This is a genomic window from Streptomyces sp. NPDC006368, from assembly GCF_040612535.1.
Taxonomy (GTDB): domain Bacteria; phylum Actinomycetota; class Actinomycetes; order Streptomycetales; family Streptomycetaceae; genus Streptomyces.
In genome coordinates, this window is record NZ_JBEXQK010000023.1 from 80,697 (window position 1) to 91,985 (window position 11,289).

The 11,289-nt window shown below is 73.0% G+C and carries 13 protein-coding genes; 2 read left to right on the top strand and 11 right to left on the bottom strand.

Annotated elements, in window-relative coordinates:
- Positions 1-3: 3 nt before the first annotated feature.
- The 5 genes from der to aroH form a co-directional block, all read right to left on the bottom strand.
- Positions 4-1,452 carry a ribosome biogenesis GTPase Der gene (der, locus tag ABZZ38_RS18740; RefSeq protein WP_356740971.1) on the bottom strand — a complete coding sequence of 483 codons (1,449 nt, stop codon included), beginning with the start codon at positions 1,450-1,452 and terminating at the stop codon, positions 4-6.
- A gap of 57 nt (positions 1,453-1,509) precedes the next feature.
- On the bottom strand, positions 1,510-2,193 hold the full coding sequence (locus tag ABZZ38_RS18745; RefSeq protein ID WP_356740973.1) for a lysophospholipid acyltransferase family protein: 684 nt from the start codon (positions 2,191-2,193) through the stop codon (positions 1,510-1,512).
- Entirely contained in the window at positions 2,151-2,813 is a 663-nt protein-coding gene (cmk, locus tag ABZZ38_RS18750) for a (d)CMP kinase (RefSeq protein WP_356740999.1), read from the bottom strand. Before cmk ends, ABZZ38_RS18745 begins: the two co-directional genes overlap by 43 nt.
- Before the next feature lie 229 nt (positions 2,814-3,042).
- Entirely contained in the window at positions 3,043-4,128 is a 1,086-nt protein-coding gene (locus tag ABZZ38_RS18755) for a prephenate dehydrogenase (protein WP_356740976.1), read from the bottom strand.
- Positions 4,125-4,487 carry a chorismate mutase gene (gene aroH, locus ABZZ38_RS18760; RefSeq protein WP_356740978.1) on the bottom strand — a complete coding sequence of 121 codons (363 nt, stop codon included), beginning with the start codon at positions 4,485-4,487 and terminating at the stop codon, positions 4,125-4,127. Before aroH ends, ABZZ38_RS18755 begins: the two co-directional genes overlap by 4 nt.
- A gap of 73 nt (positions 4,488-4,560) precedes the next feature.
- Here aroH and ABZZ38_RS18765 point away from each other — a divergent pair, with 73 nt between their 5' ends.
- The gene (locus tag ABZZ38_RS18765) at positions 4,561-4,887 is read left to right on the top strand and encodes a DUF952 domain-containing protein (RefSeq protein WP_356740980.1); all 327 of its coding nucleotides are present in this window, start codon (positions 4,561-4,563) and stop codon (positions 4,885-4,887) included.
- Between the two features lie 94 nt (positions 4,888-4,981).
- Positions 4,982-5,680: a nucleotidyltransferase domain-containing protein gene (locus tag ABZZ38_RS18770; RefSeq protein ID WP_356741001.1), complete on the top strand. Its 699-nt coding sequence runs from the start codon at positions 4,982-4,984 to the stop codon at positions 5,678-5,680.
- Here ABZZ38_RS18770 and ABZZ38_RS18775 read toward each other — a convergent pair.
- The 6 genes from ABZZ38_RS18775 to ABZZ38_RS18800 form a co-directional block, all read right to left on the bottom strand.
- Entirely contained in the window at positions 5,677-6,450 is a 774-nt protein-coding gene (locus tag ABZZ38_RS18775; protein WP_356741003.1) for a nucleotidyltransferase domain-containing protein, read from the bottom strand. The genes ABZZ38_RS18770 and ABZZ38_RS18775 overlap by 4 nt on opposite strands.
- Before the next feature lie 63 nt (positions 6,451-6,513).
- Positions 6,514-7,569 (bottom strand): ADP-ribosylglycohydrolase family protein, encoded by a 1,056-nt coding sequence (locus ABZZ38_RS18780; RefSeq protein WP_356740982.1) that lies wholly within the window; start codon positions 7,567-7,569, stop codon positions 6,514-6,516.
- Positions 7,566-8,333, bottom strand: a complete 768-nt coding sequence (locus ABZZ38_RS18785; protein ID WP_356740983.1) for an NUDIX domain-containing protein — start codon at positions 8,331-8,333, stop codon at positions 7,566-7,568. Before ABZZ38_RS18785 ends, ABZZ38_RS18780 begins: the two co-directional genes overlap by 4 nt.
- Positions 8,334-8,541: 208 nt before the next feature.
- Positions 8,542-9,666: a pseudouridine synthase gene (locus tag ABZZ38_RS18790; RefSeq protein WP_356740985.1), complete on the bottom strand. Its 1,125-nt coding sequence runs from the start codon at positions 9,664-9,666 to the stop codon at positions 8,542-8,544.
- Positions 9,666-10,277 carry an SMC-Scp complex subunit ScpB gene (gene scpB / locus ABZZ38_RS18795; protein WP_356740987.1) on the bottom strand — a complete coding sequence of 204 codons (612 nt, stop codon included), beginning with the start codon at positions 10,275-10,277 and terminating at the stop codon, positions 9,666-9,668. Before scpB ends, ABZZ38_RS18790 begins: the two co-directional genes overlap by 1 nt.
- The coding region (locus ABZZ38_RS18800; RefSeq protein ID WP_356740989.1) for a segregation/condensation protein A at positions 10,277-11,289 on the bottom strand (1,013 nt) is incomplete at its 5' end. The genes scpB and ABZZ38_RS18800, both read right to left, overlap by 1 nt.

The window sequence follows — 11,289 nt, forward strand, 5'->3', positions numbered from 1 at the left end:
GCGCTACTTCTTCCGGCCGCGCTTCTCGCGCACCCGCACCGAGATGTGGATCGGGGTGCCCTCGAAGCCGAACTCCTCGCGCAGCCGGCGCTCGACGAACCGGCGGTAGCCGTGCTCCAGGAAGCCGGAGGCGAAGAGCACGAACCGCGGCGGCTTGGTGCCCGCCTGCGTACCGAACAGGATGCGGGGCTGCTTGCCGCCGCGGATCGGGTGCGGGTGGGCGGCGACGAGCTCACCGAGGAAGGCGTTCAGCCTGCCGGTCGGGACGCGCGTCTCCCAGCCCGCCAGCGCCGTCTCGATCGCCGGGACGAGCCTGTCCATGTGGCGGCCGGTGCGGGCGGAGACGTTGACGCGCGGGGCCCAGGCCACCTGCTGCATCTCCGTCTCGATCTCCCGCTCCAGGTAGTAGCGGCGCTCCTCGTCGAGCTCGTCCCACTTGTTGTACGCGATGACGATCGCGCGGCCCGCCTCGACGGCCATGGTCATGATCCGCTGGTCCTGGACGGAGATCGACTCGGTGGTGTCGATGAGGACCACGGCCACCTCGGCCTTCTCGACGGCGGCGGCGGTACGCAGCGAGGCGTAGTAGTCGGCGCCCTCCTGGAGGTGGACCTTCTTGCGGATACCCGCCGTGTCCACGAACTTCCAGGTGATGCCGCCGAGCTCGATCAGCTCGTCGACCGGGTCGCGCGTGGTGCCGGCCATCTCGTTGACGACGACCCGCTCCTCGCCCGCGAGCTTGTTGAGGAGGGAGGACTTGCCGACGTTCGGGCGGCCGATGAGCGCGATGCGGCGCGGCCCGCCCACGGCGGTGCCGAAGGTCTGCTCCGGAGCGTCCGGCAGGGCCTTCAGCACCTCGTCGAGCAGGTCACCGGTGCCGCGGCCGTGCAGGGCGGAGACCGGGAACGGCTCCCCCAGGCCCAGCGACCAGAGCATGGCGGCGTCGGCCTCGGCGGAGGGGCCGTCGACCTTGTTCGCGGCGAGGACGACGGGCTTGCCGGCCCGGCGCAGCAGCCTGACGACGGCCTCGTCGGTGTCGGTGGCGCCGACGGTGGCGTCCACGACGAAGACGACCGCGTCGGCGGCCTCGATGGCGAACTCGGCCTGGGCGGCGACGGAGGCGTCGATACCGAGGACGTCCTGCTCCCAGCCGCCGGTGTCGACGACCTTGAAGCGGCGCCCGGCCCACTCGGCCTCGTAGGTGACGCGGTCGCGGGTGACGCCGGGCTTGTCCTCGACGACGGCCTCGCGGCGGCCGATGATGCGGTTCACCAGGGTCGACTTGCCCACGTTCGGGCGGCCGACGACGGCGAGGACCGGGAGCGGGCCGTGCCCGGCCTCCTGGATCGCGCCCTCGACGTCCTCGATGTCGAAGCCCTCTTCGGCGGCGAGCTCCATGAACTCCGTGTACTCGGTGTCGCCGAGTGCCCCGTGGTCGTGCTGGTCGTTCATGAAGTCCGTTCCTCGTTCATCATCGGCGGATCGAGCGATCCGCTACTCAAGTCTCGCTCAGCGCCCGGTGAGGCGCTTGGCGTTTTCCAGGTGGGCGGTGAGCCGCTCCTGGATACGTACGGTGGCGTCGTCCAGCGCCTTGCGGGTGCGGCGGCCACTGCCGTCCCCCGCCATGAAGGCGTCGCCGAAGACGACGTCGACGCGGCTGCGCAGCGGGGGCAGTGCCCTGATCAACCGTCCGCGGCGCTCGGTGCTTCCCAGGACGGCGACCGGGACGATGGGGGCGCCACCGCGTACGGCGAAGTACGCGAGCCCGGCGCGCAGCGAGGCGAAGTCGCCCTCGCCCCGCGTGCCCTCCGGGAAGATGCCCAGCACACCGCCGCCGGCCAGCACCTGAAGGGCGTTGGTGATGGCGGTGCGGTCGGGAACCGACCGGTCCACCTTCAGCTGCCCGATCCCCTCCAGGAACGGGCCGAGCGGCCCGATGAACGCTTCCTTCTTGATCAGGAAGTGCACGGGCCTGGGCGCGGTGCCCATGAGCATCGGGCCGTCGAGGTTGTGCGCGTGGTTGACGGCGAGGATCACCGGTCCGGAGGACGGGACGCGCCAGGCGCCGAGCACGCGCGGCTTCCACAGCCCGTACATCAGGCCGATGCCGATCCCCCGCCCGACCGCGGCGCCCTTCTGCGAGGGTGGGGTCACCGGGCGGCTCGCTTCTCCTCGACCAGCGTGACGACGCACTCGATGACCTGCTGGAGCGTGAGCTCGGTGGTGTCGACCTCGACGGCGTCGTCGGCCTTGGCGAGCGGCGACGTCTTGCGGCTGGAGTCGGCCGCGTCCCGCTTGATGAGCGCCTCGCGGGTGGCGTGGACGTCGGCGCCCTTGAGCTCGCCGGAGCGGCGGGCCGCGCGGGCCTCGGGGGACGCGGTCAGGAAGATCTTGAGGTCGGCGTCCGGGAGGACGGTCGTACCGATGTCGCGGCCCTCGACGACGATGCCGTTCTCCGCGCCGGCGGCGATGGACCGCTGGAGGTCGGTGATCAGCGCGCGCACCTCGGGCACCGCGCTGACGGCGCTCACCTTGGAGGTGACCTCCTGGGTGCGGATGGGGCCGGAGGCGTCCACGCCGTCGACGGTGATCGTCGGGTGCGAGGGGTCGGTCCCGGAGACGATGACGGGCTTGCCGGCGGCGGAGGCGACGGCGTCGGCGTCCTCGACGTCCACACCGTTGCTGATCATCCACCAGGTGATCGCCCGGTACTGCGCGCCGGTGTCCAGGTAGCTGAGCCCCAGCTTGGCGGCGACCGCCTTGGAGGTGCTCGACTTGCCCGTGCCGGAGGGCCCGTCGATGGCGACGATCACGGATTCCACGGTGTCGGACACCTTCCTGGTACGCGGGAGAGGGGCCGGCCGGTTGCCGAGGGGCCCGGCACAAGGTTACCGACTGATGCCACCACCCCTCGCACCCCTTCGGGCCGCCCCCGGCGCCCGGACGGGGCCGGGCCCCCAGGGGCACCGCCCGGCGGGCGGCGACCCGGGGCCCGGTGGCCCCGGAATCCGGCGCCCCCGGGGCCGGCGGCCGCCCCCGGTACTACTGCCGCAGCGCCCAGCCCCGCTCCCGCAGGGCCGCCGCCAGGGCCGGGGCCGAGGCCGGTTCGACCATCAGCTGGATCAGGCCCGCCTGCTGACCCGTCGCGTGCTCGATACGCACGTCCTCGATGTTGACGCCCGCCCGCCCCGCGTCCGCGAAGATGCGGGCCAGTTCGCCCGGCTGGTCGCTGAGGAGGACGGCGACCGTCTCGTAGGCCACGGGGCCGCCGCCGTGCTTGCCGGGCACCCGGGCGCGGCCCGCGTTGCCGCGGCGCAGGACGTCCGCGACGCCGCTCGCGCCGTCGCGGCGCTTGTCGTCGTCGGCGGACTGGAGTGACCGGAGCGCCTCGACGGTCTCCTCCAGGTCCGCGGCGACCCCGGCCAGGACGTCCGCCACGGGGCCCGGGTTCGCCGAGAGGATCTCGACCCACATGCGCGGGTCGGACGCGGCGATGCGGGTGACGTCCCGGATGCCCTGCCCGCAGAGCCGTACCGCCGTCTCGTCGGCGTCCGCGAGCCGCGCGGCGACCATCGAGGAGACGAGCTGCGGGGTGTGCGAGACGAGCGCGACGGCCCGGTCGTGGGCGTCCGCGTCCATGACGACCGGCACCGCCCGGCACAGCGCGACCAGCTCCAGCGCCAGGTTGAGCACCTCGGTGTCGGTGTCCCGGACCGGCGTCAGCACCCACGGCCGGCCCTCGAAGAGGTCGGCGGTCGCGGCGAGCGGGCCCGAGCGCTCCTTGCCGGACATCGGGTGCGTACCGATGTACGCGGACAGGTCGAGGCCCATCGCCTCCAGCTCCCGCTTGGGCCCGCCCTTGACGCTGGCCACGTCGAGGTAGCCGCGGGCCGCCCCGCGGCGCATCGCGTCGGCAAGCGTGGCCGCGACGTGCGCCGGCGGTACGGCCACGATGGCCAGGTCCACCGGCCCCCCGGGCGGCTCCTCCGTACCGGCGCCACGCGCCGCGGCGGTGCGCGCCCGGGCGGGGTCGTGGTCGACGAGGTGGACGGTGACGCCGCGCCCGGTGAGCGCGAGGGCGGCTGACGTTCCGATCAGCCCGGTTCCGATGACGAGCGCGGTTCTCACTGGGCGATGTCCTTGCGCAGGGCTGCCGCGGCGCCGAGGTAGACGTGCGCGACGGCGGATTTGGGCAGGTCGGTCTCGATGTGGGCGAGGACGCGCACGACGCGCGGCATGGCGCCCGCGATGTCCAGCTCCTGGGCGCAGATGAGGGGGACGTCCACGATGCCGAGCTCGCGCGCCGCCACGGCGGGGAAGTCGCTGTGCAGGTCGGGTGTGGCCGTGAACCAGACGCTGATCAGGTCGTCGGGGGTGAGGCCGTTCCGCTCCAGTACGGCGGTGAGGAGCTCGCCGACCTGGTCCCGCATGTGCCCGGCGTCGTCCCGCTCCAGCTGGACGGCCCCTCGGACCGCTCGTACCGCCACGTCCTGCTCCTCACATCGCACGAGTGCTGCCGCGGTTCAGCCTAGTCAGCCGTGGTGCGCTACAACTGGCCGCATGTTGTTTCATGTCGTGCCCCTGGCCGACTGGTCCGCCGATCCGGGCCGGCCGTACGCGCCCGCCTCCCTGGACTCCGAGGGGTTCGTCCACTGCTCGGCGGACGAGGCCGCCGCCCTGGCCGTCGCCGACGCGCACTACCGCGGGACGGCCGGCCCGCTGCTGGTGCTGTGCGTCGACGAGACGCGGCTGGGCGGCGTGGAGGTGCGGTGGGAGGGGCCGTATCCGCACCTGTACGGGCCGGTCGACCGCGCGGCCGTCACGGAGGTCCGGGAGGTACGCCGGGACGCGGACGGCCGGGCCACCGGGCTCGTCCCCCGGGCGTGACGGCGACGGCCCCGGCCGCGCGGCCGGTGGCCCGCCGGGCGAATCCCGTGCCGGGGAGCATCCTCCGCCTGGGATGATCGCGCCCATGACGCCCCTGACCCCCGAAGAATTGGTGCGCGACCACACCGTCTACTCCTGTGTGATGGGGTCGCGCGCCTTCGGGCTCGCCACGGATGACAGTGACACCGACCGCCGCGGTGTCTTCCTGGCACCCACACCGCTCCAGTGGCGGTTCGAGAAGCCGCCCCCGCACATAGAGGGCCCGGCGGAGGAGCAGTTCAGCTGGGAGCTGGAACGCTTCTGCGAGCTCGCCCTGCGCACCAACCCCAACATCCTGGAGTGCCTGCACTCCCCGCTCGTCGAGCACGTCGACGACACCGGCCGCGAGCTGCTCTCCCTGCGCGGCGCTTTTCTCTCCCGCCACGCCCACCGGACGTTCGTCCAGTACGCGGCGGGCCAGCGCAAGAAGCTGGACGCGGACATCCGGCGGCACGGGGCGCCGCGGTGGAAGCACGTCATGCACCTGCTGCGCCTGCTGACGAGCTGCCGCGACCTGCTGCGTACGGGCGAGCTGGTCATCGACGTCGGTGACGAGCGCGAGCGGCTGCTGGCCGTCAAGCGGGGCGAGGTGCCGTGGCCGCGGGTCGAGTCGTGGATGACGCGGCTGGCCGACGAGGCCGACCGGGCGGCCACGACGTCCCCCCTCCCGCCGGAGCCGGACCGGCGGGCGGCCGAGGACTTCCTGTTCCGTACCCGCCAGGCGTCCGCATCCCGGACGAGGCCCGGCCCCTAGATGAGGCCCGGCTCCTGGGCGAGGACCGCGCCCGCCCCGACCCGCGTCCGTACGACGAAGTCGTGCAGCGCGTCGTACGCGACCGGGGCCTCCGCCAGTGCCGACGCGGCCCGCGCCTCCTCCAGCACCGCGTGCAGCGCCTCGACGTCCGCCCGCACCCGCTCGGCGTCCACGCCGTCCGCCGCGCCGTGTTCGGCCTCCGCCTTCACGGCGATCAGGTCGGGCAGGTAGGCGGGGGCGGCCACCTCCATCAGCAGCGTGGGCAGATGCGCCTGGACCTCGCCCGAGCGCATCAGGTGGATCCCGGTGAGCAGCGCCCGGAAGGTGTACAGCAGTGGCTTCAGCTCGCCGCTCTTCTCGAACAGCCGCCACTGGGTGGCCGCGAACCCACGGTAGTGATGCGCGTGGTGGGCGGTGAGCACGCCCGGTGCGAGCGCGATCAGCTCCGCGTGCGCGTCGGTCGTGTACACCACCAGCGGCGACAGCAGCTGTTCCAGTACGTAGCCGTTGCGCCGCAGCATGAGCCGTACGAACTTGCGCAGGTCGTGCGTGACGAGGTCCATCTCGACGCCGTCCCGGTCCCACATCCGGGTCCGGGTCTCCTCCGGTTCACGCAGCCCGACGAGCTCCGTCACCGGCAGGAGGTGGACACCCCGCAGGTCCACGTCCGAGTCGCGGGAGGGGAAGCCGTACAGGTGCGCGCCGGAGACGGTCGCGAAGAGCAGGGGGTCGGGCTGTTCGGCGACGACGGACGAGAGGTCGACGCGGATGCCGGGGCCGAGGCCGAGGTCGTCACCGGGGCCGGGGCCGGGGTCAGGGAGATCAGTCACCGGTCAAGCATCCCAAAGCGCCCCCAGCGTCAGCAGTTCGCTCCGGTACTCGATCCGCTCGGCCCACTCCTTGGGCCATGCGTCCGCCCCCAGGCGCGCCCCCGCGAAGGCCCCGGTCAGGCAGGCGATCGAGTCGGAGTCGCCGCTGGTGCAGGCGGCCCGGCGCAGGGCGGTGACCGGCTCCTCCGGGAAGAGCAGGAAGCAGAGCAGCGCGCTGGTGAGGGCCTCCTCCGCGATCCAGCCCTCGCCCGTGACCAGGCACGGGTCGGTCTCCGGGTTGGCGTCGCGCAGCGCGGACCGCAGGGTCGTGAGCGCGGCGACGCACTCGTCCCAGCCGCGCTCGATGAAGTGGCGCGGCGTGGGGTCGTGGGCGTAGGTCCACAGGTCGCCGAGCCACTTCGCGTGGTAGCGCGAGCGGTTCTCGTCCGCGTACGACAGGAGCTGGTCCACCAGCCCGAGCGGCTCCGCGCCCCGCGACAGCAGGTACACCGCGCGGGCCGTCAGGTCGGAGGCGGCGAGCGCGGTCGGGTGGCCGTGGGTGAGGGCGGCCTGCAACTGCGCGGCGCCGGCGCGCTGTTCCGTGTCGAGCCTCGGTACGAGGCCGAGGGGGGCGACCCGCATGTTGGCGCCGCAGCCCTTGGAGCCGATCTGGGAGGCCTCCTGCCAGGGCAGGTCGCTGTCCAGCTTGCGGCAGGCGACCATGCAGGTGCGCCCGGGTGCCCGGTTGTTCTCCGGCGAGTGGTACCAGGCGACGAATTCGTCCCGCACCGGGCGGGTGAGCCCGGGCGGGGTGAGCGGCCCGCGGTCCATCGCGGTGCGGATGCCGCGCGCCAGCGCGAGGGTCATCTGGGTGTCATCGGTGACGAAGGCGGGGTTCGGGAGGGCCATCTCCCGCCAGGGCCCGCACGTCGCGAGGATCGACGGTACGTCGTTGAACTCGGTGGGGAAGCCCAGCGCGTCCCCGAGCGCGAGCCCGATGAGCGAGCCGGTGGCCGCCTGCTTGGCGGCTGTCCCGGCCGTGGTCTTCCCGGCCGTGCCGGTTCTGGCCGTGGTGTTCATGTCGCGCGTCCTTCCGGTCGTTCCGGTCGCAGGAGCGGCGGGTGGAGGGCCGTGGCCTCCCCCGCCCGGTACAGAGCGGCCGGTTTCCCCCGTCCGCCGGTCAGGCGCGGCGGCCCCTCCACGGCCTGGACGAAGCCGGGCGTGGTGAGGACCTTGCGCCGGAAGTTGGGGCGGTCGAGCTCGACGCCCCACACCGTCTCGTACACCTGGCGCAGCTCGCCGAGGGTGAACTCCGGCGGGCAGAAGGCGGTGGCGAGGCAGGTGTACTCCAGCTTGGCGCCCACGCGCTCGTGCGCGTCGGCGAGGATCGTGTCGTGGTCGAAGGCGAGGGGCCCGTACGAGCCGTAGGGCAGCCACTGGGCGTGCGCCGCGTCGCCGCCGCCCCGGGGCTCCGGCAGATCCGGTCCGAGGGCGGTGTACGCGACGGACACGACCCGCATCCGGGGGTCGCGGTCCGGGTCGCTGTAGGTGCGCAGCTGTTCCAGGTGGAGGTGGGCGACGGTGGCGTCGGACAGGCCGGTTTCCTCGGCCAGTTCGCGGCGGGCGGCCTGTCCGGCGGATTCGCGGGGCAGTACGAACCCTCCGGGCAGCGCCCAGGAGTCCTTGTACGGCTCCTGTCCGCGCCGTACGAGCAGGACGTGGAGCTTCTCCTCGCGGAGGGTGAAGACGGCGAGGTCGACGGTCACGGCGAAGGGCTCGAAGGCGTGCGGGTCGTACCCCTCGGGACGCCGGCCCCCGGGAGGCCCGCCGCGCCGCGCGCTCATACCCGCGTCACCCCCGCCGCGTGGGCCCCGGAGCCCGGGCCACCCCCGTGGGTCCAGGTTCGCCGGCCGTACGCGGCGAGGGTGAGAGGGAGTCGCACATCGCCTCCTTAAGAGTCACTCTGACTATAAAGCCTGGCGGGTGCGTCCCACAAGCACGAAAGCCCGCGACCCTGCACGGGCCGCGGGCGTTTCATACCGGTAATGACGGTTACAGGCCGACTTCCTTCATCAGCATGCCGACCTCGGTGTTCGTCAGGCGCCGCAGCCACCCGGACTTCTGGTCACCGAGCTGGATCGGCCCGAAGGCGGTCCGCACCAGCTTGTCGACCGGGAAGCCCGCCTCGGCGAGCATGCGGCGCACGATGTGCTTGCGGCCCTCGTGGAGGACCACCTCGACCAGGTAGTTCTTGCCGGTCTGCTCGACGACCCGGAAGTGATCGGCGCGGGCGTACCCGTCCTCCAGCTGGATGCCGTCCTTGAGGCGCTTGCCGACCTCGCGCGGGAGCGGGCCGGTGATGGCCGCAAGGTACGTCTTCTTCACGCCGTACTTCGGGTGGGTGAGACGGTGGGCCAGCTCACCGTGGTTGGTGAGCAGGATGATGCCCTCGGTCTCGGTGTCGAGCCGCCCGACGTGGAAGAGCCGCGTCTCGCGGTTGGTGACGTAGTCGCCGAGGCACTGGCGGCCGTCGGGGTCCTCCATCGTCGACACCACGCCCGCGGGCTTGTTCAGCGCGAAGAAGAGGTGCGACTGGGTGGCGACCGTCAGGCCGTCGACCTTGATCTCGTCCTTCTCCGGGTCGACGCGCTTGCCCTGCTCGATGACGACCTCGCCGTTGACCTCGACACGGCCCGCGTCGATCAGCTCCTCGCAGGCCCGTCGCGAGCCCATGCCGGCCCTGGCCAGCACCTTCTGCAGCCGCTCGCCCTCCTGGTCCCCGAAGGTCTTCGGGGTCTTGACCTCGGGCTTGTTCGCGTACCGCTCCCGGTTGCGCTCCTCGATCCGCGCGTCGAGCTCGCGCGGGCGGGCCGGGGCCGTCCGGCCGCCGCCCCGCTGCGGGGACTGCCGGGGGCCGCCCTTGGCCCCGCCGCGGGCCGCGGCGCCGCGGCCCCGCTTCGGGCTCTCGGCCGCGCCGCCCACCTCATAGCTGCGCTCCTCGGGGCGGGGCTTGCGCGGGTTGGCGCCGCCGCGCTTGGGCTGCCCCTGGCGGTCGTCGCGGCCGTTACCGGCACCCCGGTAATTGCCGCGGCCGCCGCTGCTGCCGCGGCCGCCGCTGTTGCCACCACGGCTCCCGCCGTTGTTTCCGCTGCTGTTCCTGCCGCTGCTGCTTCGCATCAAAGTTCCGTCTTGTCCTCTGCGTCCTCGGAATCCGGCACATCCAGTGCGTCCGGATCGAACGACGGGGTCCCTTCCTGGGTCTCGGCCTCGATCGCCTCCGCCTCGGGGAGGAAGGGCGCGAGTTCCGGGAGTTCGTCCAGGCCGCGCAGGCCCATCCGCTCCAGAAAGTAGTTCGTCGTCCTGTACAGGATCGCACCTGTTTCGGGTTCCGTGCCCGCCTCCTCGACCAGACCCCTCTGGAGGAGGGTGCGCATGACCCCGTCGCAGTTCACTCCGCGCACCGCCGAGACCCGGGAACGGCTGACCGGCTGGCGGTACGCGACCACCGCGAGGGTCTCCAGAGCGGCCTGGGTGAGCCGGGCCTGCTGCCCGTCGAGCACGAAGCTCTCGACGGCCTCCGCGTACTCCGGCCGCGTGTAGTACCGCCAGCCGCCCGCCACGAGCCGCAGCTCGAAGCCCCTGCCCTGGACGTCGTACTCGTCGGCCAGCTCCCGCAGCGCGTCGGCCACCTCACGGCGGGGGCGCTCCAGCACCTTGGCCAGGTGCTCCTCGGTGGCGGGCTCGTCGACGACCATGAGGACGGCCTCCAGGGCCGGCTTGAGCTCCATCACTTCTCCTCCTGGTCGAATTCATCCGTCACGGACGCGCTCTCCCCGCCCGTCCAGCGCACCGTGAGCTCCCCGAGGGCGTCGTCCTGGTCGAGGACGACGGCCTTCTCCCGGTACAGCTCCAGCAGGGCGAGGAACCGGGCGACGACGGTGAGGGTGTCCGGCGCGTCCTCGGCCAGCTCCCGGAAGGTCATCTCGCCGCGCTCCCGCAGCCGTCCGATCACCACCTCGGCCTGTTCCCGGACGCTCACCAGCGGGGCGTGGATGTGGTCCACGTACACCTGCGGCGTGGCCTTGGGCTGCATGGCCTTCACAGCGAGCCGGGCGAACCCCTCGGGGCCGACGCTGATGACCACGTCGGGCAGCAGCTCTGCGTGGTGCGGCTCCAGCCCCACCGTACGGGGGTGGCGCCGCCCCTCGCTCAGCAGCCGCTCGTTGAAGACGTCGGCGACCTGCTTGTACGCGCGGTACTGCAGCAGGCGCGCGAACAGCAGGTCCCGCGCCTCCAGCAGGGCGAGGTCCGCCTCGTCCTCCACCTCGGCGACGGGCAGCAGCCGGGCGGCCTTCAGGTCGAGCAGGGTCGCCGCGACCACCAGGAACTCGGTGGTCTGGTCGAGGTCCCAGTCCGGTCCCATGGCCCGGATGTGGGCCATGAACTCGTCGGTGACCTTGGAGAGGGCGACCTCGGTGACGTCCAGCTTGTGCTTGGCGATCAGCTGCAGGAGCAGGTCGAAGGGGCCTTCGAAGTTGGCCAGCCGCACGGTGAAGCGCCCGCTCCCCGGCTCGCCGCTCCCGGAGGCCGGTGCCTCGGGCGCCCGGGGCGGCTCGGGCGCGGGTGCCCCGGGCGGGGGCGGCTCGGGCGCGGGGGCCTCCGGCGCGGGGGCCTCGGGCGCGGGGGCCTCGGGCGCGGGGGCCTCGGGCGCGGCGGCGTACTGGTTGCCGCCACGGTCGAACACGACAGCCTCGATACCGGCGGCCTTGGCACGCTCGGCCACGAGCTGGCCGACCTGCT